General features: G+C 64.5%; 23 protein-coding genes. 2 read left to right on the forward strand and 21 right to left on the reverse strand.

What is annotated here, in order from left to right; translation table 11 throughout:
- Positions 1–5: 5 nt before the first annotated feature.
- Genes ccmI through ccmA form a run of 9 tightly spaced genes read right to left on the reverse strand, consistent with a single transcriptional unit; the run spans position 6 to position 6,951 of the window.
- A complete protein-coding gene (ccmI, locus tag ACM62G_RS03195; protein WP_419736677.1) occupies positions 6–1,214 on the reverse strand; it encodes a c-type cytochrome biogenesis protein CcmI in 1,209 nt (402 codons plus the stop codon).
- Entirely contained in the window at positions 1,211–1,681 is a 471-nt protein-coding gene (locus ACM62G_RS03200) for a cytochrome c-type biogenesis protein (RefSeq protein ID WP_273819364.1), read from the reverse strand. The genes ccmI and ACM62G_RS03200 overlap by 4 nt, the downstream gene beginning before the upstream one ends.
- A complete protein-coding gene (locus tag ACM62G_RS03205) occupies positions 1,678–2,214 on the reverse strand; it encodes a DsbE family thiol:disulfide interchange protein (protein WP_419736678.1) in 537 nt (178 codons plus the stop codon). Before ACM62G_RS03205 ends, ACM62G_RS03200 begins: the two co-directional genes overlap by 4 nt.
- Entirely contained in the window at positions 2,211–4,184 is a 1,974-nt protein-coding gene (locus ACM62G_RS03210; protein WP_054060536.1) for a heme lyase CcmF/NrfE family subunit, read from the reverse strand. Before ACM62G_RS03210 ends, ACM62G_RS03205 begins: the two co-directional genes overlap by 4 nt.
- Positions 4,185–4,186: 2 nt before the next feature.
- A complete protein-coding gene (ccmE, locus tag ACM62G_RS03215) occupies positions 4,187–4,642 on the reverse strand; it encodes a cytochrome c maturation protein CcmE (protein ID WP_054064092.1) in 456 nt (151 codons plus the stop codon).
- Positions 4,639–4,815: a heme exporter protein CcmD gene (ccmD, locus tag ACM62G_RS03220; protein ID WP_186677524.1), complete on the reverse strand. Its 177-nt coding sequence runs from the start codon at positions 4,813–4,815 to the stop codon at positions 4,639–4,641. Before ccmD ends, ccmE begins: the two co-directional genes overlap by 4 nt.
- Positions 4,812–5,570, reverse strand: coding sequence for a heme ABC transporter permease (locus ACM62G_RS03225; protein WP_192842782.1), 759 nt, complete (start codon positions 5,568–5,570; stop codon positions 4,812–4,814). Before ACM62G_RS03225 ends, ccmD begins: the two co-directional genes overlap by 4 nt.
- A gap of 44 nt (positions 5,571–5,614) precedes the next feature.
- Positions 5,615–6,283: a heme exporter protein CcmB gene (ccmB, locus tag ACM62G_RS03230; protein ID WP_273819362.1), complete on the reverse strand. Its 669-nt coding sequence runs from the start codon at positions 6,281–6,283 to the stop codon at positions 5,615–5,617.
- Positions 6,280–6,951: a cytochrome c biogenesis heme-transporting ATPase CcmA gene (gene ccmA / locus ACM62G_RS03235; protein ID WP_419736679.1), complete on the reverse strand. Its 672-nt coding sequence runs from the start codon at positions 6,949–6,951 to the stop codon at positions 6,280–6,282. The genes ccmB and ccmA overlap by 4 nt, the downstream gene beginning before the upstream one ends.
- 161 nt (positions 6,952–7,112) lie before the next feature.
- Here ccmA and ACM62G_RS03240 point away from each other — a divergent pair, with 161 nt between their 5' ends.
- The gene (locus ACM62G_RS03240; RefSeq protein WP_419736680.1) at positions 7,113–8,684 is read left to right on the forward strand and encodes a flagellar hook-length control protein FliK; all 1,572 of its coding nucleotides are present in this window, start codon (positions 7,113–7,115) and stop codon (positions 8,682–8,684) included.
- On the forward strand, positions 8,681–9,010 hold the full coding sequence (locus ACM62G_RS03245; RefSeq protein WP_273819360.1) for an EscU/YscU/HrcU family type III secretion system export apparatus switch protein: 330 nt from the start codon (positions 8,681–8,683) through the stop codon (positions 9,008–9,010). The genes ACM62G_RS03240 and ACM62G_RS03245 overlap by 4 nt, the downstream gene beginning before the upstream one ends.
- Before the next feature lie 76 nt (positions 9,011–9,086).
- On the opposite strand, the gene ACM62G_RS03250 is transcribed toward ACM62G_RS03245, so the two are convergent.
- From ACM62G_RS03250 to fleN, 12 genes are all read right to left on the reverse strand, one after another.
- The gene (locus ACM62G_RS03250) at positions 9,087–9,479 is read right to left on the reverse strand and encodes a DUF2802 domain-containing protein (RefSeq protein ID WP_054060529.1); all 393 of its coding nucleotides are present in this window, start codon (positions 9,477–9,479) and stop codon (positions 9,087–9,089) included.
- Positions 9,480–9,962 carry a chemotaxis protein CheW gene (locus tag ACM62G_RS03255; protein ID WP_010449884.1) on the reverse strand — a complete coding sequence of 161 codons (483 nt, stop codon included), beginning with the start codon at positions 9,960–9,962 and terminating at the stop codon, positions 9,480–9,482.
- 79 nt (positions 9,963–10,041) lie between these two features.
- Positions 10,042–10,914, reverse strand: a complete 873-nt coding sequence (locus ACM62G_RS03260; RefSeq protein ID WP_419736681.1) for a CheW domain-containing protein — start codon at positions 10,912–10,914, stop codon at positions 10,042–10,044.
- Between the two features lie 69 nt (positions 10,915–10,983).
- On the reverse strand, positions 10,984–11,772 hold the full coding sequence (locus tag ACM62G_RS03265; RefSeq protein ID WP_054061402.1) for a ParA family protein: 789 nt from the start codon (positions 11,770–11,772) through the stop codon (positions 10,984–10,986).
- Positions 11,773–11,824: 52 nt separating this feature from the next.
- Positions 11,825–12,712 carry a flagellar motor protein MotD gene (motD, locus tag ACM62G_RS03270; RefSeq protein ID WP_273819359.1) on the reverse strand — a complete coding sequence of 296 codons (888 nt, stop codon included), beginning with the start codon at positions 12,710–12,712 and terminating at the stop codon, positions 11,825–11,827.
- Positions 12,713–12,722: 10 nt separating this feature from the next.
- Positions 12,723–13,463 carry a flagellar motor protein gene (locus ACM62G_RS03275; RefSeq protein WP_054061400.1) on the reverse strand — a complete coding sequence of 247 codons (741 nt, stop codon included), beginning with the start codon at positions 13,461–13,463 and terminating at the stop codon, positions 12,723–12,725.
- On the reverse strand, positions 13,463–14,605 hold the full coding sequence (locus ACM62G_RS03280) for a protein-glutamate methylesterase/protein-glutamine glutaminase (protein ID WP_273819358.1): 1,143 nt from the start codon (positions 14,603–14,605) through the stop codon (positions 13,463–13,465). The genes ACM62G_RS03275 and ACM62G_RS03280 overlap by 1 nt, the downstream gene beginning before the upstream one ends.
- Positions 14,606–14,657: 52 nt before the next feature.
- Entirely contained in the window at positions 14,658–16,973 is a 2,316-nt protein-coding gene (locus ACM62G_RS03285) for a chemotaxis protein CheA (protein ID WP_054064088.1), read from the reverse strand.
- Positions 16,974–16,987: 14 nt separating this feature from the next.
- Positions 16,988–17,776 (reverse strand): protein phosphatase CheZ, encoded by a 789-nt coding sequence (locus ACM62G_RS03290; RefSeq protein WP_419736682.1) that lies wholly within the window; start codon positions 17,774–17,776, stop codon positions 16,988–16,990.
- Positions 17,777–17,798: 22 nt separating this feature from the next.
- Complete coding sequence (locus tag ACM62G_RS03295; protein WP_003183998.1) at positions 17,799–18,170, reverse strand: chemotaxis response regulator CheY; 372 nt, start codon at positions 18,168–18,170, stop codon at positions 17,799–17,801.
- Positions 18,171–18,361: 191 nt separating this feature from the next.
- Positions 18,362–19,102 carry an RNA polymerase sigma factor FliA gene (fliA, locus tag ACM62G_RS03300; RefSeq protein ID WP_054064087.1) on the reverse strand — a complete coding sequence of 247 codons (741 nt, stop codon included), beginning with the start codon at positions 19,100–19,102 and terminating at the stop codon, positions 18,362–18,364.
- The gene (fleN, locus tag ACM62G_RS03305; RefSeq protein WP_017902274.1) at positions 19,099–19,932 is read right to left on the reverse strand and encodes a flagellar synthesis regulator FleN; all 834 of its coding nucleotides are present in this window, start codon (positions 19,930–19,932) and stop codon (positions 19,099–19,101) included. The genes fliA and fleN overlap by 4 nt, the downstream gene beginning before the upstream one ends.
- Positions 19,933–19,981 lie beyond the last annotated feature (49 nt).

Here is a 19,981-nt window from a genome sequence, read left to right on the forward strand (position 1 = left end):
GTTCTCTATTTGTCCGGGCTGTCGATGGTCAGGTTCTGTTGCGCGGCGGTACTGCTGGCCAGGGGCTGGCTACGTCCGATCCACTCGCCGGCCGTCGGCCGGCCGGCGCGGGAGATCCGTGCAACCAGTTGGACTTCAGGAAAGTTCGACAGTTTCAATTGCGGCATCATTGCGTCGGCATCGCCCAGCTCCACCGTGGCCGGCAGGTCGGCCACCGTCAGGCGCTTGGCCGCCAGCGGTGCCGGCGGCCCCTGGGTGGCACGGGCGAAGACGAACACGCTGTCGCCCGGCTGGACCTTGGCCTTGAGCTGCGCCGCCAGGTCGACACGCACCTTGAGCAGCGCGCCCTTTCCGACCGCGGCGGCAGGCGCCGCGGCAACCTTGCCGCCACTGGCGAGCAGCTTCTCGGTCGCCCGGTCGATCCCGCCCTGCAAGGCGGCGCGGGACGGATCCTGCGCCGGCAGTTGCACCAGCAGGCGCTTCCAGTGGTCGATCGCCTCCTGGTAACGCTCGCCCTCGAAGGCGGCGATCCCCAGCAGGCCGAGGCTGGTGACTTCGTTGGGATCGGCCTTCAGCGCCTCGTCGGTCAGCGCCTGGAGCTGCGGCGACCAGCGCTTGCCATCGGCGAAGTAGCGCGCCTGCGCCCACTGCCCGAGCAACTCGGGCTGGCGCCCGGCGAGCTTGACGGTACGCTCGAAGAGGTTCGCCGCGTCCGCCGGCCGGTCCTGGGCCATGTACGCCCGCCCCAGGAAGTACAGGCCTTCGGCCGAGTCCGGCTGGGCAGCGACCGCACGCTCCAGGCGGCGGGTCATGTCTTCCATCGATTGCGGAGCCTGGGCGAATTCGCGGGTCAGTTCGACCTTGTCGCTGGCACCGAAGTGCAGGTACAGCACCAGCCCGAGCACCGGCACCAATAGCGCCGCCAGCAGCGGCAGCGGCCTGCCCAGCCGCGAAACCGGCGCCGGGGCCAGGCCATCGGTATCGGCCAGCAACTCGCGAGCCGCCTCGGCACGGGCACTGTCCATCTGCTCGGCCGTCAGTACGCCGTCGTCGCGCTGCGCCTGCAGCTCAGCCACACGCTCCTGGTACAACGCCACGTTCAGCGCGGTGCGATCCTCTTCCTGGCGGACGCGGCGATCGCGCAGGATCGGGATCAGCAGGAAACTCAGGGCAATCAGTAACAACAGACCGGTAGCAAGCCAGAAATCAATCATTCGCGGTTCTTATCCAGCAGGTGGTCGAGGCGCTCGCGCTCCTCGGCGGAAAGCACGTCCGGGGTTTCGCTGCGCTGGGCGCGGCGCCGACGGACGATCACGGCGATCACGACCAGGCCCCCCAGCAGCAGCCCGGCCGGGCCGAACCAGAGCAGCGCGGTCTTGCCGGTCAGGGCCGGTTTGTAGCGGACGAAGTCGCCATACCGATCGACCATGAAGTCGATGATCTGCTGATTGTCCTTGCCCTCGCCGAGCATGCGGAAAATCTCCCGGCGCAGGTCGGCGGCAATCGGCGCATTGGAGTCGGCGATGTCCTGGTTCTGGCACTTGGGGCAGCGCAGTTCCTTGGTCAGGTCGCGGAAACGCTCGCGCTCAGCCTCGCTGGCGAACTCGTAGGTGTCGATGGCGGCGTGGGCCACGCCGGTCAGGGTCAGGCCCAGGGCCACGGCGGCCAGCCAGCGCTTCATGGTCGCGCCTCGTCCACCAGTGCCTGGTACACCGGCGCCAGTTGCTCGCGCCAGACCACTTCGTCGATCACCCCGACATACTTGTGGCGGATCACGCCCTTGGCATCGATGAAGAAGGTCTCCGGTGCGCCGTACACGCCCAGGTCCAGGCCCAGGCTGCCCTGCTCGTCACGAATATCCAGCTGGTACGGATTGTGGAAGTCCTTCAGCCACTTCAGCGCCTCGGCGTTGTCGTCCTTGTAGTTCACCCCGTAGATCCGCACGCCCTGCTGCGCCAGCTTGTTCAGTACCGGGTGCTCGACCCGACAGGAGATACACCAGGTGCCCCAGACGTTGACCAGCGCCGGCTGGCCATGCAGGTCGAGCTGGGTCAGGGTCTTCCCATCCTGCACATCGGGCAGGGAGAACGCCGGGAACGGCTTGCCGATCATCGCCGATGGCAACTCGGCCGGGTCCAGGTACAACCCGCGATACAGGAACACCGCCACCACCAGGAACACGGCCAGTGGCACTACCATTATCCAACGCTTCATGCAGTCGCTCCGCTCATGCCCAATGCTTCCCTGACCCGGCTCTTGACCTTGAGCCGGTAACGCCGGTCCAGCGCCGCCAGCGCACCACCGAGGGCGGTCAGCAGGCCACCGAACCAGATCCAGCGCACGAACGGCTTGACGTGCACCCGCACCGCCCAGGCACCATCGCCCAGCGGCTCGCCGAGGGCGACGTAGAGGTCACGGGTGAAACCGGCATCGATGCCGGCTTCGGTCATCATCGATTGCTGCACGGTGTAGAGACGTTTCTCGGGGTGCAGCACGGCCACCTCCCGGCCCTTGTCGAGCACCCGGATGGTGCCCTTGTCCGAGGTGAAGTTCGGCCCCTCGAAGTGCCTGGCGCCTTCGAAGACGAACTGATAACCGGCCAGCTCCATGGCTTCACCCGGCGCCAGGCGCAGGTCGCGCTCGGCGCTCTCCTGGCTCGACAGCACCACGCCGAGGGCGCAGACGGCGATGCCCAGGTGCGCCAGGTGCATGCCCCAGTAGCTGCGGGTCAGGCTCGGCAGGCCCTTGAACAGGCCCTTGTGACGGGTCTTGTCGAGGATGTCGCGCACCCCCGCCAGCACCACCCAGGCCGCCAGCAGGAAGGTCGCCAGCACCGCCCAGTTGAAATCGCCGTAGACCAGGCCGGCCACCGCCGCCAGCGCCACGCTGCCGAGCAGGACCGGGGTCAGCATGCCCACCAGCCATTTAACCGGGGTGTCTTTCCAGCGCACCAGCACACCCACCGCCAGCACCGCCATCAGCACCGCCATCAGCGGGATGAACAGCGCGTTGAAGTATGGCGGCCCCACCGACAGCTTGGCCCCGCTCAAGGCATCGAGCACCAGCGGATACAGGGTCCCCAGCAGGATCATCGAGGCAGCCACCACCAGCACCAGGTTGTTGGCCAGCAGCAGCGTTTCGCGGGACCACAGGCCGAAGCCGACATGACTCTTCACCACCGGTGCACGCAGGGCGAACAGCGTCAGCGAACCGCCGACCACGAACAGCAGGAAGATCAGGATGAACACCCCACGGGCCGGGTCGGAAGCGAACGCGTGCACCGAGGTCAGCACACCCGAGCGGACCAGGAAGGTCCCCAGCAGGCTGAGGGAGAATGCGGCAATGGCCAGCAGCACCGTCCAGCTCTTGAACACGCCGCGCTTTTCCGTGACCGCCAATGAGTGGATCAGCGCCGTGCCGACCAGCCAGGGCATGAACGAGGCGTTTTCCACCGGGTCCCAGAACCACCAGCCACCCCAGCCGAGTTCATAGTAGGCCCACCAGGAGCCCAGGGTGATACCGAGGCCGAGGAAGGCCCAGGCGACAATGGTCCACGGCCGCGACCAGCGCGCCCAGGCCGCGTCGAGGCGGCCGCCGAGCAACGCGGCGATGGCGAAGGCGAAGGCCACGGAGAACCCGACATAGCCCATGTACAGCATCGGCGGATGGACGATCAGGCCGATATCCTGCAACAGCGGGTTGAGGTCGCGACCGTCCGCCGGAATCTGCGGCAGGATGCGCGAGAACGGGTTGGAGGTGAGGATCAGGAACAGCAGGAAGCCGGAACTGATCATGCCCATCACCGCCAGCACCCGCGCCAGCATCGCCTGCGGCAGTTGCCGCGAGAGCACCGACACGGCGAAGGTCCAGCCACCGAGGATCAGCGCCCAGAGCAGCAGCGACCCTTCGTGGGCGCCCCACACGGCACTGAACTTGTAGTACCAGGGCAAGGCGCTGTTGGAGTTGTTGGCCACATAGCCGACGGAGAAGTCGTCGGTCATGAACGCGTAGGTCAGCACGCCGAAGGCGAAGGCGAGAAAGGCGAACTGCCCCCAGGCCGCCGGCTGCGCCAGGCTCATCCACAGGCGGTCGCCACGCCAGGCGCCAAGCAGCGGGACGCTGGCCTGCACGAGGGCAAAGCACAGCGCCAGGATCATGGCCAGGTGGCCAAGCTCGGGAATCATGATCAACCCTCCTTCGCAGGCGTCGGGGCGGCCTGGCCGCTGTCCTTGAGTGCCTTGGTCACTTCCGGCGGCATGTATTTCTCGTCGTGCTTGGCCAGCACCTCGTCGGCCACCACCACGCCCTGGGCGTTCAGCTTGCCGAGGGCGACGATACCCTGCCCTTCGCGGAACAGGTCGGGGAGAATGCCGCGGTAGCTGATGGTCACCGACTTGTTGAAATCGGTGACGACGAATTTCACGTCCAGCGAGTCGCTGGAACGCACCAGCGAACCTTTCTCCACCATGCCGCCGGCGCGGATGCGCGTATCCAGCGGTGCTTCGCCATTGGCGATCTGGGTCGGGGTGTAGAACAGGTTGATGTTTTCCTGCAGCGCACTCAGGGCCAGGCCGACGGCGGCACCGACCCCGACCAGGATCGCCAGGATGATGATCAGACGTTTCTTGCGCAGCGGGTTCACTGACTATTCTCCCGGCGCAGACGACGCGCCTCCTGTTGCAGGTAACGCCGACGGGCGAGCAGCGGCGAGGCGACGTTGATGAGCAGGACCGCCAGGCAGATGCCATAGGCCGACCAGACGTACAGGCCGTGATGGCCCATGGCGAGAAAATCGCCGAATGAAGCAAAACTCATCGGGCCGCCTCCAGTTCGTTCAGGACCTCGGCCTTGACCCAACTGGCCCGGGCCTCGCGCTTGAGCACTTCAAGGCGCATGCGCAGCAGCACCACGGCACCGAAAAAGCAGTAGAAACCGAGCACGGTCAGCAGCAGCGGCAGCCACATTTCCACCGGCATCGCCGGCTTCTCGGTCAGGGTGAAGGTCGCGCCCTGGTGCAGGGTGTTCCACCACTCCACCGAGTACTTGATGATCGGGATGTTGATCACGCCGACGATCGCCAGCACCGCACAGGCCTTGGCCGCGCTGTCACGGTTGGTGATGGCGTTGCCCAGGGCGATCAGGCCGAAATAGAGGAACAACAGGATCAGCATCGAGGTCAGGCGCGCGTCCCACACCCACCAGGCGCCCCAGGTCGGCTTGCCCCAGATGGCGCCGGTGACCAGCGCCACGGCGGTCATCCAGGCACCGATGGGTGCCGCGCACTGCAGGGCGACATCGGCCAGTTTCATCTTCCACACCAGCCCCACCACCCCGCAGACCGCCAGCATCACATAGCAGGACTGGGCGAGCATGGCCGTCGGCACGTGGATGTAGATGATGCGAAAACTGTTGCCCTGCTGATAGTCCGGCGGCGCGAAGGCCAGCCCCCAGACCACGCCGCTGCCGATCAGCAGTACGGCGGCGATGCTCAGCCAGGGCAGCAGGCGCCCGCTGATGCCATAAAACCATTTGGGCGAGCCCAGCTTATGAAACCAAGTCCAGTTCATCACGGTACATCCAGGGTCTTTGCTGGCCGGAAACCGGCCAGACCTCATTATTCGCCGACGCTGATCTTCAGGCCAGCCGCTATTGCAAAAGGTGCCAGGGTCACCGCCAGGGCGGCCAGGCTGCCGAGCCAGAGCAGATAACCCGTTGCCGGCATGCCCTGCAACGCGGCCTGCAGGGCCCCGCTGCCGAGAATCAGTACCGGGATATACAGCGGCAGGATCAGTAGCGCCAACAACAGGCCACCACGCTTGAGTCCCACCGTCAGCGCCGCGCCCACCGCACCGAGCAGGCTCAGCACCGGCGTGCCCAGCAGCAGCGATGACAGCAGCACCGGCAGGCAGGCCGTCGGCAAGCCGAGCATCAGCGCCAGCAAGGGTGACAGCAGAACCAGCGCCAGCCCGGAAAACACCCAGTGTGCCAGCACCTTGGCCAGCACCAGAAGGGCCAGGGGGTGCGACGAAAGGACCCACTGTTCCAGGGAACCATCCTCGAAATCACCGCGGAAAAGCCCGTCCAGCGAGAGCAGGACGGACAAAAGCGCCGCGACCCAGACCAGCCCCGGAGACAAGCTTTGCAACATATTCGTCTCGGGACCGACCGCCAGCGGAAACAGCGCGATCACGATGGCGAAGAACACCAGCGGGTTGGCCAGCTCGGCCGGACGGCGGAACAACAGCCGCGCCTCGCGGGCAAACAATAGACCGAAAACGCTCATACCGCCCACCGCCCGAGATCGAGGTCGCGGTAACCGGCCGGCACCCGCGTCAGGCTGTGGTGGGTGGTCAGCACGATCATGCCGCCCCGCTCGCAATGACCGGCCAGGTGCTCTTCCAGTTGCGCCACGCCCTGCTTGTCGAGGGCGGTGAAGGGTTCGTCGAGAATCCACAGCTGCGGGCTGTCCAGGTAGAGCCGGGCCAGGGCCACGCGGCGCTGCTGGCCGGCGGACAGGGTATGACAGGGCACATCCTCGAAACCGCGCAGGCCGACAGCGGCCAGGGCCTGCCAGATCGCCTCGCGCTCGGCCGGCCGGTGCAGAGCACAGAGCCAGCGCAGGTTCTCCTCGGCACTCAGCAAGTCCTTGATCCCGGCGGCATGGCCGATCCACAGGAGTGTGCGCGCCAGTTCGCTGCGCTGGCTGTTCAGCGGCTGGCCATTGAGGCGGATCTCGCCGCTGGTGGGCTGCATCAGGCCGGCCAGCAGGCGTAGCAGGCTGGTCTTGCCGCTGCCGTTGGGGCCGCTGATCTGCAACATGTCGCCGGGACTCAGGCGCAGTTCGAGGTTCTCGAACAGCATCCGCCAATCACGCTCACAGGCAAGCGCTACGGCTTCTAGAAGAGGGCTGGTCAAATGATCGAAGCCTTTTGCGGTTCTCAAGTCGGCCATGACGCGGCCGTTAACGTAAGGCAGCATAAATGCTTTTGCAGCCCGTTCCAGAGAGCTGGGTCAATTTATGCGATAGTTTGAACATTGTTTCGGGAGACGGCGCGGCATTATACATGCATCGCCCTACTCCCAAGAGGGCTATCTCGACAGGTTGCGACCCGATGACAGGCGAATTCAATATCCCTGGGCTGGCCCAGTTGATTCCGGCCGGCAGCCGCCCGGCAGTGCTCGCCGGCGAATTGCTGAAGCTGACACTGCCACAGGAAGGACTGATCGCCCCCGGGCAAAGCGCCAGGGCCGATGTGCTGTCGCTCAAACAGACCGACCAGACCTTCCAACTGCTGCTCAAGCTGACCACCGACAACGGCCGCCAGACCACCGTGCAGGCCAGCAGCAACCAGCCCCTGCCCCAGGGCGCCCAGTTGACCGTGACCCAGCCCTCGGCCGGCAACCTGGCGATCACCGTGCAACAGGCGCTCAGTGCCAGCGTCGCCGCCCTGACCCGCCTCGACACCACGCAACTGCCGGTCGGCACGCTGTTGCAGGGCAAGGTCCTGACCAGCCAGGCATTGCCACAGGTACCGGGCCAGCCCCAGGTCTATCGTTCGCTGGTGGGCCTGCTCAACACCGCCCTCAGCGGCACCACGCTGACCCTCGACAGCCCGCAACCGCTGCGCATCGGCAGCCTGCTCAGCGCCCTGGTCGAAGGCTCGCAGAGCCTGACCTTCGTACCGCAGGGCGCACGCCTGGACCAATTGGCGGTGACCCAACAGTTGCTCGCCCAGCAAGGCCGCCAAGGCTCGCTGGAAGGCCTGCTCAACAATCTGCAGAACCTGCCGGATAGCGTCAGGCTGCCGGCCGAACTGCGCAGCGCCATCGCCACCCTGCTCGGCGACCTGCCGGACATCAGCCAACTGAGCAATCCCAAGACCCTGGCCCAGCTCCTGCAGAACAGCGGGCTGTTCCTCGAGGCCAGGCTGCTGGCGGGCCAGAACCCTGCCATGGTGCCCGACCTCAAGGGCAACCTGCTGCGCCTGATCGCGCAGATCATGCCGCAGTTGCCGGACGGTGCCGCGAGCAACCCGGGCGCCAGCGCCGCGGTGCTCGCCCAGGCCCTGCCGGGCTTTGTCCGCAGCGCTCTGGGTGCGCTCGGCCAGGTCGGCGGCAAGCCACAGCCGATCAGCTTTCCGCTGCCCTCGCGGCTGCTGCAGAACCTGGCCGGCGAAGGCGACCTGGAGAACCTGTTGCGCCTCGCCGCGGCAGCCGTCTCACGCCTGCAGAGCCACCAGCTGTCGAGCCTGGAACAGACCGGCCGCACCCCTGATGGCAACCTGCAGACCACCTGGCAACTGGAAATTCCCATGCGCAACCTGCAGGACATCGTGCCCCTGCAGGTCAGGATCCAGCGCGAGGAACGGGAAGAACAGCCATCGTCCGAGAAGGCCGAGCCACGCGAACAGAAAGCCCAGTTGTGGCGCGTGGAGCTGGCCTTCGACCTCGACCCGCTGGGCCCGCTGCACGTCCAGGCACAACTGCTGAGCGGCAGCCTGTCCGGCCATCTCTGGGCCGAACGCGAGCAAACCGCAAGCCTGATCGAAAGCCAGCTGGACGCCCTGCGCGAGCGCCTGCTCGCCTCCGGGCTCAACGTCGGCGAACTCGACTGCCACCGGGGCACGCCGCCGCAGGGCAATCAAACCCGACTGGAACAACGCTGGGTCGACGAAACCGCATGAGAAACCCCACCCCCCCACGCCAGGCCATCGCCCTCAAGTACGACGGCCAGCAGGCCCCGACCCTGACCGCCAAGGGCGACGAGGCACTGGCCGAAGCCATCCTCAAGCTGGCCCGCGACTACGAAGTGCCGATCTACGAGAACGCCGAGCTGGTGAAACTGCTGGCACGCCTGGAACTGGGCGACAGCATTCCCGAGGAGCTCTACCGAACCATCGCGGTGATCATCGCTTTCGCCTGGAATCTGAAGGGCAAGGTGCCCCAGGGTTTCGAGCCGCTGCCGCAGCCGTTGGAAAAGGACGTGACCGAGCGGGGCGACGACTACTGAACGTGAAGGCAGGCCGGGAGGCCTGCCTGAACCCTGCCCTATCCGCCAGCCGACCACGGACGGAGCTGCGTCCGGCTCAACTGCGATGCAGCTTGCTCATCAGCTCGGCTTCGGCCTGGGTCAGCCCACAGGCCTGGGTCAGTTCATCGACGCTGGCCCCCATGCCGACCAGCCGGGCGGCCTGGGCGAAGGACAGGGTCGAGGGATCGCGCTGTTCCAGTTGGGCCAGCTTGTCCGGCAGGGGCGCGACCACCGCACGCAACTCGTGCAGATCCTCGCCCATGCGCACCGTGCCGTTCTGAAAGTTGTCGACCCGACGGGCCAGTTCCTTGATGCGCTGGTCTCGCAACGCATCACCCTCGGCCTGCTGTGCGGCAATCTTCTGCTGATTGCGCACGTGGATCAGGAACATCACCACTGTCCCGATCCACAACAGGACCAGGAGGATGACTACGACCTCAAGAATCAATCAGATGCTCTCCAGCTCGGACCATTCTTCTTCAGTCATCATCTTGTCCAGCTCGACCAGGATCAGCAGTTCGCCGTTCTTGTTGCAGACGCCCTGGATGAACTTGGCCGACTCTTCGTTGCCGACGTTCGGTGCGGTCTCGACTTCCGACTGACGCAGGTAGACCACTTCCGCCACGCTGTCGACCATGATCCCGACCACCTGCTTGTCAGCCTCGATGATGACGATACGGGTGTTGTCGTTGACCTCGGTCGGCATCAGGCCAAAACGCTGGCGAGTGTCGATCACGGTGACGACGTTGCCGCGCAGGTTGATGATCCCCAGCACGTAGCTTGGCGCACCCGGTACCGGGGCGATTTCGGTATAGCGCAGGACTTCCTGGACCCGCATCACGTTGATGCCGTAGGACTCATTGTCCAGCTTGAACGTCACCCACTGCAGGATTGGATCATCGGAACCCTGTGAAGACGCTGACTTATTCATACCCCTGCCCCTCGATTACCGTTGATACGGTGTGTGTGCTGTCTGACGCCCTGGCGCACTGGTCGCCCTGGGCTGTTGTTTATGTCGGCTTGTTCAACTGCATTTGCTTGACGGCACCGCTGGCGATCAACTCGGCCAGCTCGGAGACGTCGAGCAACGCACACATGTGTTCGATGACCGTGCCAGCCAGCCACGGCCGCTGCCCACGCTGGGTGCGCCATTTGATCTCGTTGGGGTCCAGGCGCAGCGAACGGCTGACCTGATGCACCGCCAGCCCCCACTCATAGCCCTGAACCGAAATAACGTATTGCAGCCCCTGGCGGAAGTCGTCGCGATAGCGATCGGGCATCACCCAGCGGGCGGTATCCAGCACCTTCAGGTTACCGGCCTGGCTCGGCAGTATGCCGAGGAACCATTCCGGTTGCCCGAACAGTGGCGTCAGCTCCTGGCCGGCCAGGGAATAGATCGACCCGAGGCAGACCAGCGGCACCGCCAGGGTCAGCCCGGCGACGTCGAACAACAGGCATTCGAACGGCTCCGCCGCCCAATACGGACGCGAATCGCCCGCCACCGGCGGCGGTGGCGTGTGCTCGGCGGGAGGCAGATGCACCTCGACCACCGGCTCCACCAGCACCGGCGCGACCGGCTCGGCCACCGGCACCTCGACCCGGGCCACTGGCACGTCGACCTTGGCCAGCGGCGCCGACGCAATCGCCAGCGCCTGGGCGGCCAGGGCATCGCGGGCCTGTTCCTCCAGCACCGCGGCCTGGAATTCATCCAGCTCGCTGACCGGCTCGGGTTCGACCGGCAGCGGGATCTCGACTGCCGGCTCGACCGCCAGCTCCACCGGCAGTTCTTCGGTCGCCTCCTGGAGCAAGGCGTCCAGATAGGACTGCAGCGCCAGTTGCGGACGGGTAGTGATATCGACGGGACGGATCATCTGAATGCCCATGAAAATGTCCCGCTACAGTGTCCTGTAGGAGTTATCGGCTGAAACGGCAGGTGACTTGAGTGCAACACGTCAGGCCACCTGCGGTACGAGCTGCTGGGCCAGCAGATGCTTGAGCAAGGCACGGTAGGCCAGCACGCCCCGGCTCTTGCCGTCGAACTGCGAGGGCGTGACCCCTGCCCGGCTGGCATCGCGCAGGCGTGTGTCGACCGGTATGTAGCCTTGCCAGATCGCCTCGGGAAACTTGTCGCGCAGTACCCGCAAGGTGCCCATGGAGGCCTGGGTACGTCGGTCGAACAGGGTCGGCACGATGGTGAACGGCAAGGCCTGGCGGCGCGATCGGTTGATCATCGCCAGGGTATTGACCATGCGCTCCAGGCCTTTCACCGCCAGGTGTTCGGTCTGGACCGGCACCACCAGCTGCTGGCTGGCCGCCAATGCATTGACCATCAGCACGCCCAGCAGCGGCGGGCTGTCGATCACCGCGTAGTCGAAGTCCTGCCACAGTTGCGCCAGACTCTTGGCGATCACCAGGCCAAGGCCGCTCTGGCCCGGCGACAGACGCTCGAGGGTCGCCAGCGCGGTGCTGGACGGCAGCAGGGAAATCCGTTCGTCACTGGTGGACAGCAGCAACTGGCCCGGCAGGCCCTCGGGCACTTGGCCCTTGTGCTGGAACAGGTCGAAGTTGCTGTGCTCCAGGGTGTCCGGATCGTAGCCGAAGTAGCTGGTCATCGACCCGTGCGGGTCGAGGTCGACGACGACCACACGCTTGCCCGCCTCGGCCAGCAGCCCGGCCAGAGCGATGGAGGAAGTGGTCTTACCGACGCCACCTTTTTGATTGGCTACTGCCCAGACTCTCATTCAGTGTGTTCCTCCCGGCCAAACCCCAGGCCCGCCGAGAAATAGCGCCAAGTTATAGAGCAGGTGCCGGAGAATTGACGGAGCTCTCGCGTACCGCTTGCTTTACCGCTGGCGGTGCAGTTTGTGTGCCAGCCCGCTTCAATGCCGCATCGGGTGTTGCATTGGCGGTGCCGGTACCGGTCAGGCTGCGTCGCACGTCGAGGTTGCGCGACACCACCAGTACCACTCGGCGATTGCGCGCGCGCCCTTCGGCCGTGGCGTTGTTGGCCACCGGCTGGAACTCGCCATAACCCACCGACGCCATGCGCTGCGGGTTGACCCCTTCCATCGCCATCATCCGCACGATGCTCGACGAACGCGCCGAGGACAGTTCCCAGTTGGTCGGATACTGCGCCGTGCGGATCGGCTGATCATCGGTGAAGCCCTCGACATGGATCGGGTTGTCGAACGGCTTCAGGATTTTCGCCACCTTGGCGATGATGTCGAACGCCTTGTCGCTGGGCAAGGCATCGCCGCTGCCGAACAACAGACCGGAATTGAGTTCGATCTCCACCCACAGTTCGTTGCCGCGCACGGTCATCTGGTTGGAGCTGATCAGGTCGCCGAACGCCGCACTGATGTCATCGGCGATGCTCTTGAGCGGATCCGCCGCGCCCTGCCCCAGGGCCGCATCGGTCTGCTCGGCATCCTTGATCAGCGGATCGGCCGGCTTGACGGTGACCGGGCGCTCGTCGCCGATAGGGATCGGCTTGATACTGCGGTCGGCATCGGTGAACACGCCGACCAGCGCCTGTGAAATGATCTTGTACTTGCCCTCGTTGATCGACGAGATCGAATACATGACCACGAAGAACGCGAACAGCAGGGTGATGAAGTCGGCATAGGAGACCAGCCAACGCTCGTGGTTCACATGCTCTTCGTGGTGGCGACGCCTGGCCATGACTACTCCATCAATCCATGAAGCCCTGGAGCTTCAGTTCGATGGAGCGCGGGTTCTCGCCTTCGGCAATCGACAGGATGCCTTCGAGCAGCATCTCGCGATAGCGCGACTGGCGTACCGCGATCGACTTCAGCTTGCTGGCGATCGGCAGCAGCACCAGGTTGGCACTGGCCACGCCGTAGATGGTGGCGACGAAGGCCACGGCGATGCCGTTGCCCAACTGCGACGGATCGCTGAGGTTGCCCATGACGTGGATCAGGCCCATCACCGCACCGATGATGCCGATGGTCGGGGCGTAGCCGCCCATGCTCTCGAAGACCTTGGCGGCTTCGATGTCACGGCTTTCCTGGGTGAAAAAATCCACCTCGAGAATGCTGCGGATGGCTTCCGGCTCGGCGCCGTCGACCAGCAGTTGCAGGCCCTTGCGCGAGTAGCTGTCGGGTTCGGTATCGGCCACGCCTTCCAGGCCCAGCAGGCCTTCCTTGCGCGCGGTGAGGCTCCAGTTGACCACCCGGTCGATACCGCCGGCCAGGTCGACCCGGGGCGGGAAAAAGATCCAGCCGAGAATCTGGATGGCACGCTTGAAGGCGCTCATCGGCGACTGCAGCAACGCCGCGCCGATGGTCCCGCCGAGCACGATCAGCGCCGCCGGGCCGTTGGCCAGGGCGCCGATATGACCGCCTTCGAGGAAGTTGCCGCCGATAATGGCGACAAAGGCCATGATGATACCGATGAGGCTCAACACATCCATCAGAGACAGGCCTCGACCAGGTGCTTGCCGATATCGTCCAGGCTGTAGACGGCGTCGGCCAGGTCGGCCTTGACGATCGCCATTGGCATGCCATAGATCACGCAGCTCGCTTCATCCTGGGCCCAGACCGCACTGCCGCCCTGCTTGAGCAGGCGCGCGCCTTCGCGACCGTCGGCACCCATGCCGGTCAGCACCACCGCCAGAACCTTGTCGCCGTAGGACTTGGCCGCGGAACCGAAGGTGATGTCCACGCAAGGCTTGTAGTTGAGACGCTCGTCGCCCGGCAGGATTTTCACCGCGCCGCGGGCGTCGACCATCATCTGCTTGCCACCTGGCGCCAGCAGGGCCAGGCCCGGACGCAGGATGTCACCATCCTCGGCTTCCTTGACGCTGATCCGGCAGAGCTTGTCCAGGCGTTCGGCAAAGGCCTTGGTGAAGGCGGCCGGCATATGCTGGATCAGCACGATCGGCGCCGGGAAGTTCGCCGGCAATTGCGTCAGCACGCGCTGCAGGGCCACCGGCCCACCCGTCGAGGTACCGATCGCCACCAGCTTGTAGGCCTTGCGCTTGGGCGTGCCGGAAGTGCTGGCGGTGGCGGCCGGTGGCGCGCTGCGGCTGGGCGGCGGCGCACTGCGTACCGGCGCGGGAGCCGGGGCATGGCTGCTGGAGAAACTGCTGGTGGCGGACGGTGCCGGAGCGGCAGTGGGCTGCGGCGCCGGGGCACTGTAGCTGCTGAAACGACGGTTGCTGCGCGAGATGCTGTGAACCTTCTCGCACAGCAGTTGCTTGACCTTCTCGGGGTTGCGCGAGATGTCTTCGAAGTTCTTCGGCAGGAAGTCCACGGCACCGGCATCCAGCGCGTCGAGCGTGACGCGGGCGCCTTCGTGGGTCAGGGAGGAAAACATCAACACCGGAGTCGGGCAGCGCTGCATGATGTGCCGCACTGCCGTGATGCCATCCATCATCGGCATCTCATAGTCCATGGTGATCACATCCGGCTTGAGCGCCAGCGCCTGATCAATCGCTTCTTTACCGTTGGTCGCCGTACCGACGACCTGGATGCTCGTATCCGCCGAAAGGATTTCCGAGACGCGGCGGCGGAAAAAACCCGAGTCATCCACCACCAGGACCTTGACTACCATAAACACTCCGTTAGACACGGCGCAGGACTCATGTCCTGTCGCCGTACCAGAATCAAATACGCCGCGCGGCGTAACGCTTGAGCATGCTCGGCACATCGAGAATCAGCGCGATGCGACCGTCACCGGTGATGGTGGCGCCCGACATGCCCGGGGTTCCCTGCAGCATTTTGCCCAGAGGCTTGATTACCACTTCCTCCTGGCCAACCAATTGATCGACGACAAAGCCGATGCGTTGGGTGCCGACGGAAAGGATCACCACATGGCCCTCGCGCTGCTCTTCATGAACAGCGGAACTGACCAGCCAGCGCTTGAGATAGAACAGCGGCAAGGCCTTGTCGCGCACGATCACCACTTCCTGGCCGTCGACCACGTTGGTGCGCGACAGGTCGAGGTGGAAGATCTCGTTGACGTTGACCAGCGGGAACGCGAAGGCCTGGTTGCCGAGCATGACCATCAGGGTCGGCATGATCGCCAGGGTCAGCGGCACCTTGATGACGATCTTCGAGCCCTTGCCCTTGGTCGAGTAGATATTGATGGTGCCGTTGAGCTGGGCGATCTTGGTCTTCACCACGTCCATGCCGACGCCGCGGCCGGACACGTCGGAGATCTCGGTCTTGGTCGAGAAACCCGGGGCGAAGATCAGGTTGAAGCAGTCGGTCTCGCTCAGGCGATCCGCCGCATCCTTGTCCATCAGGCCCTTCTTCACGGCGATGCTGCGCAGCACGTCGGCATCCATGCCCTTGCCGTCATCGGAGATCGACAGCAGGATGTGGTCGCCTTCCTGTTCGGCCGAAAGCACCACCCGGCCACTGCGCGGCTTGCCCATCGCTTCGCGGTCGGCCGGCTCTTCGATACCGTGGTCGACCGAGTTGCGCACCAGGTGGACCAGCGGGTCGGCCAGTGCCTCGACGAGGTTCTTGTCGAGGTCGGTTTCCTCACCCACCAGTTCCAGGTTGATCTCTTTCTTCAACTGCCGGGCCAGGTCACGGACCAGGCGCGGGAAGCGGCCGAAGACTTTCTTGATCGGCTGCATGCGGGTCTTCATCACTGCGGTCTGCAGGTCGGCGGTCACCACATCGAGGTTGGACACCGCCTTGGACATGGCCTCGTCGCCGCTGTTGAGCCCCAGGCGCACCAGGCGGTTACGCACCAGCACCAGCTCGCCGACCATGTTCATGATCTCGTCCAGGCGCGCGGTGTCGACCCGCACCGTGGTTTCCGCTTCACTGGCAGCCGGCTTGTCGCCTGCGCCCGCGGCGGCTGGTGCCGGGGCACGGGCCGGAGCCGGGGCCGCTGCGGCGGCAGCCGGGGCGGGTGCCGCTTTCGCCGCTGGCGCCGGTGAGGCCGCAGCCGCTGCCGCCGGAGCCTTGGCGGCCGGGGCGGAAGTGGCCGAGGCAGCGGCCGGTGCAGAGACGGCGGCCGGCTTGGCGACGGCCGGCGCGGCGGCACTGGCTGCCACATCGGTGAACTTGCCCTTGCCGTGCAGTTCGTCGAGCAGGGACTCGAACTCCTGATCGGTGATCAGGTCGCTGCCGGACGCACCGGTCACTTCCGCGGCCTGGGCCGCTGCCGCGGCGGTGTCGATCCCCTCGACCTTGAACGTGCCCTTGCCATGCAACTGATCGAGCAGGGCTTCGAATTCGTCGTCGGTAATGTCGCCGCTGTCAGGCTGCTCACCGGCCGCCTCGGCGGTCGGTGCCTGGGCCGAAGCCGCCACGGCGTCGGGCGCGAACTGGCCCTTGCCATGCAACTGATCGAGCAGGGACTCGAACTCGGCATCGGTGATTTCGTCGCTCTCGGCCTCGCCTTCGCTGGCGGCTTGTGGCGCATCGGCCTTGCCACCGTCGAGGGAGTCGAGCAACTGTTCGAATTCATTGTCGGTGATGTCGCCGGACGGGCTTTCGGCGACCGGTTCGGCCACCGGTTCCGGCTCGGCTGCCGCGACCTCGGCCACGGGCTCCGGCGCCGGTTCGGCACCGGCGGGTTCCGCCAGGCGCGACAGGGCCGCCAGCAGTTCCGGGGTCGCTGGAGTGATCGGGCTGCGCTCGCGCACCTGGCCGAACATGCCGTTGACCGCATCGAGCGCTTCCAGGACCACGTCCATCAGCTCGGCGTCGACGCGACGCTCACCCTTGCGCAGGATGTCGAACACGTTCTCGGCGATGTGACAGCACTCCACCAGCTCGTTGAGCTGGAGGAAGCCGGCGCCCCCTTTTACAGTGTGAAAACCGCGAAAGATGGCATTGAGCAGGTCCGCATCGTCCGGCCGGCTTTCCAGCTCGACCAGTTGTTCGGACAGTTGCTCAAGAATCTCGCCGGCCTCAACCAGGAAATCCTGAAGGATCTCTTCATCGGCGCCGAAGCTCATGTGTATGGGTGCTCCTAGAATCCAAGGCTGGAAAGCAAATCGTCGACATCGTCCTGGCCGGACACAACGTCTTCACGTTTATCGGCATGAATCTGCGGACCTTCACCCTTTGCCATTTGTTTTTGTGGATCTTTTTGCGCAAGGATCGCTTCACGGTCATGCTCGATGCCGGCAAAGCGATCCACATGGCTGGCCATCAGCACCAGCTTGAGCAGGTTGCTCTCGACCTCGGTGACCATCTGCGTGACACGCTTGATCACCTGGCCGGTCAGATCCTGATAATCCTGGGCCAGCAGGATGTCGTTGAGTTCGCTCGAAACCGCCTGGGTTTCCTGCTCGCTGCGCGTCAGAAAACTGTCGACCCGGCGGGCCAACGCACGGAATTCCTCGGCACCGACCTCGCGCCGCATGAACCGCCCCCAGTCGGCGCTCAGCGCCTTGGCCTCGTCATTCAGGCCATTGATCCGCGGGGTCGCGCTCTCCACCAGATCCATGGTGCGGTTGGCCGCAGCCTCGGTCAGCCTGACCACATAGGACAGGCGCTCGGTGGCATCGGTGATCTGCGAGACCTCCTCGGCTTGCGGCATGGTGGGATCGATCTGGAAATTGACGATCGCACTGTGCAGCTCGCGGGTCAGCTTGCCGACTTCCAGATACAAGCCGCGGTCACGGGCCTGGTTCAGCTCATGGATCATTTGCACGGCGTCGCCGAAGCGGCCTTTTTCAAGGCTGTCGACCAGCTCACGAGCATGTTTTTTCAGGGTCGATTCAAAATCGCCCAGAGAGGATTCGTAGTGCTCCATAGCGCCCCCGTGGCGGACTTCATCAACCGATGCGTTCGAAGATCTTCTCGATCTTCTCTTTCAACGCCTGGGCCGTGAACGGTTTGACCACATAGCCGTTCACACCGGCCTGTGCGGCCTCGATGATCTGCTCGCGCTTGGCCTCGGCCGTTACCATCAGGACCGGCAGGTGCTTGAGCTTCTCGTCGGCACGCACGTGGCGCAGCAGATCGATGCCGGTCATGCCGGGCATGTTCCAGTCGGTGACCAGAAAGTCGATGCTGCCACTGTTCAGCACCGGAATGGCGGTAGTACCGTCATCGGCCTCGACAGTGTTGGTGAACCCGAGATCACGCAACAGGTTCTTGATGATCCGCCGCATCGTTGAAAAGTCATCAACAATGAGGATTTTCATGTTCTTGTTCAATTCGACCTCCAAGCAGTCTTAAACGCGTTTCAGCACCTGGACGCGCTGTTAAATCAATTCGGCACAACACTCGACAAGGCTCTGTACCCTACTGCATGGAAACCACAACCGGCCGAGCCGCCGATACACCGTCACACGCTGCATCGGTCTCGTTCGCAGTGTCCCCACACACTGCCCCGTCAACGCGCTCGCCACTCTCCCAAACGCCCCCGCAAACGGGCTGCGCACTGGCTATGCAACTGGCTGACCCGTGATTCGCTGACCCCCAGGACCTCACCGATTTCCTTGAGGTTCAGCTCCTCGTCGTAGTACAGCGACAACACCAGCCGCTCACGCTCCGGCAAATTGGCGATCGCGTCCGCCAGTGCGGCCTGGAAGCGTTCATCCTCCAGATCGCGCGACGGTTCGAGATGAGCACTCGCGCCATCCTCATGCAACCCTTCATGTTCGCCGTCCTGCAACAGGTCGTCGAAACTGAACAGGCGGCTGCCCAAGGTATCATTCAAAATCCCGTAATAATCATCGAGACTCAACTGGAGTTCGGCTGCAACTTCATGATCTTTAGCGTCGCGACCGGTTTTCGCTTCAATTGCGCGGATTGCGTCACTGACCATGCGGGTGTTGCGGTGTACCGAACGGGGTGCCCAGTCGCCCTTGCGCACCTCGTCGAGCATCGCGCCACGAATGCGGATACCGGCATAGGTCTCGAAACTCGCGCCCTTGCCCGAGTCGTACTTGGTCGAAACCTCGAGCAGGCCGATCATCCCGGCCTGGATCAGGTCCTCGACCTGAACACTGGCCGGCAGCCGTGCCAGCAGGTGATAGGCGATGCGCTTGACCAGCGGCGCGTATCGCTCGATCAATTCATACTGGCTGTCACGCGAAGACTTGGAATACATGCGATAGCCACTTGCAGTCATAGCACCGGTCCCGCACTCGTTTGAAGTACCAGACGTTCGACGAAGAACTCCAGGTGCCCCCGCGGGTTGGCGGGCAACGGCCAGGTGTCGACCTTCTGCGCGATGGCCTTGAACGCCAGGGCACATTTCGAACGTGGGAAGGCTTCGTAGACCGCACGCTGCTTCTGCACGGCCTTGCGAACGCATTCGTCGTAGGGAACGGCGCCGACGTATTGTAGGGCCACGTCAAGGAAGCGGTCCGTGACCTTGGTCAACTTGGCGAACAGGTTGCGCCCTTCCTGCGGGCTCTGGGCCATGTTGGCCAGCACCCGGAAACGATTCATGCCGTAGTCGCGATTGAGCAGCTTGATCAGCGCATAGGCGTCGGTGATCGAGGTCGGCTCGTCGCAGACCACCAGCAGCACTTCCTGGGCCGCGCGGACAAAACTGACCACCGAGTCACCAATACCCGCAGCGGTGTCGATCACCAGCACGTCGAGATTGTCGCCGATATCGCTGAACGCCTGGATCAGGCCGGCATGCTGGGCCGGATTGAGATTGACCATGCTCTGGGTACCGGAGGCCGCCGGCACGATACGGATCCCGCCTGGCCCCTGCAGCAGCACATCGCGCAACTCGCAGCGGCCCTCGATCACATCGGCCAGGGTCCGTTTCGGGGTCAGCCCCAGCAGAACGTCGACATTCGCCAGGCCCAGGTCGGCATCCAGCAGCATGACACGCCGGCCAAGCTCAGCCAGCGCCAGGGACAAGTTCACTGACACGTTAGTCTTCCCGACGCCACCCTTGCCGCCGGTCACCGCAATCACCTGTACGGGATGCATGCTACCCATGTTCTCTTCTTACCTTGTCTTGCGTAGACGGAAGGCCACATAACTGGCT

The sequence above is a fragment of the Pseudomonas sp. COR18 genome, assembly GCF_048568395.1.
Classification (GTDB): Bacteria; Pseudomonadota; Gammaproteobacteria; order Pseudomonadales; family Pseudomonadaceae; genus Aquipseudomonas; species Aquipseudomonas fuscovaginae_B.

Excerpts from the sequence above, each read along its gene's own strand:
- ccmA (WP_419736679.1), bottom strand. The coding sequence starts at position 6,951 with ATGGCCGACTTGAGAACCGCAAAAGGCTTCGATCATTTGACCAGCCCT.
- motD (WP_273819359.1), bottom strand. The coding sequence starts at position 12,712 with ATGGCCAGGCGTCGCCACCACGAAGAGCATGTGAACCACGAGCGTTGG.
- ACM62G_RS03260 (WP_419736681.1), bottom strand. The coding sequence starts at position 10,914 with ATGGGCATTCAGATGATCCGTCCCGTCGATATCACTACCCGTCCGCAA.
- ACM62G_RS03210 (WP_054060536.1), bottom strand. The coding sequence starts at position 4,184 with ATGATTCCCGAGCTTGGCCACCTGGCCATGATCCTGGCGCTGTGCTTT.
- fliA (WP_054064087.1), bottom strand. The coding sequence starts at position 19,102 with ATGACTGCAAGTGGCTATCGCATGTATTCCAAGTCTTCGCGTGACAGC.
- ACM62G_RS03275 (WP_054061400.1), bottom strand. The coding sequence starts at position 13,463 with ATGGATGTGTTGAGCCTCATCGGTATCATCATGGCCTTTGTCGCCATT.
- ACM62G_RS03285 (WP_054064088.1), bottom strand. The coding sequence starts at position 16,973 with ATGAGCTTCGGCGCCGATGAAGAGATCCTTCAGGATTTCCTGGTTGAG.
- ccmI (WP_419736677.1), bottom strand. The coding sequence starts at position 1,214 with ATGATTGATTTCTGGCTTGCTACCGGTCTGTTGTTACTGATTGCCCTG.
- ACM62G_RS03295 (WP_003183998.1), bottom strand. The coding sequence starts at position 18,170 with ATGAAAATCCTCATTGTTGATGACTTTTCAACGATGCGGCGGATCATC.
- ACM62G_RS03200 (WP_273819364.1), bottom strand. The coding sequence starts at position 1,681 with ATGAAGCGCTGGCTGGCCGCCGTGGCCCTGGGCCTGACCCTGACCGGC.
- ccmD (WP_186677524.1), bottom strand. The coding sequence starts at position 4,815 with ATGAGTTTTGCTTCATTCGGCGATTTTCTCGCCATGGGCCATCACGGC.
- ACM62G_RS03255 (WP_010449884.1), bottom strand. The coding sequence starts at position 9,962 with ATGAATAAGTCAGCGTCTTCACAGGGTTCCGATGATCCAATCCTGCAG.
- ccmB (WP_273819362.1), bottom strand. The coding sequence starts at position 6,283 with ATGAGCGTTTTCGGTCTATTGTTTGCCCGCGAGGCGCGGCTGTTGTTC.
- ACM62G_RS03240 (WP_419736680.1), top strand. The coding sequence starts at position 7,113 with ATGACAGGCGAATTCAATATCCCTGGGCTGGCCCAGTTGATTCCGGCC.
- ACM62G_RS03205 (WP_419736678.1), bottom strand. The coding sequence starts at position 2,214 with ATGAAGCGTTGGATAATGGTAGTGCCACTGGCCGTGTTCCTGGTGGTG.
- ACM62G_RS03265 (WP_054061402.1), bottom strand. The coding sequence starts at position 11,772 with ATGAGAGTCTGGGCAGTAGCCAATCAAAAAGGTGGCGTCGGTAAGACC.
- ACM62G_RS03290 (WP_419736682.1), bottom strand. The coding sequence starts at position 17,776 with ATGGAGCACTACGAATCCTCTCTGGGCGATTTTGAATCGACCCTGAAA.
- ACM62G_RS03245 (WP_273819360.1), top strand. The coding sequence starts at position 8,681 with ATGAGAAACCCCACCCCCCCACGCCAGGCCATCGCCCTCAAGTACGAC.
- fleN (WP_017902274.1), bottom strand. The coding sequence starts at position 19,932 with ATGGGTAGCATGCATCCCGTACAGGTGATTGCGGTGACCGGCGGCAAG.
- ACM62G_RS03280 (WP_273819358.1), bottom strand. The coding sequence starts at position 14,605 with ATGGTAGTCAAGGTCCTGGTGGTGGATGACTCGGGTTTTTTCCGCCGC.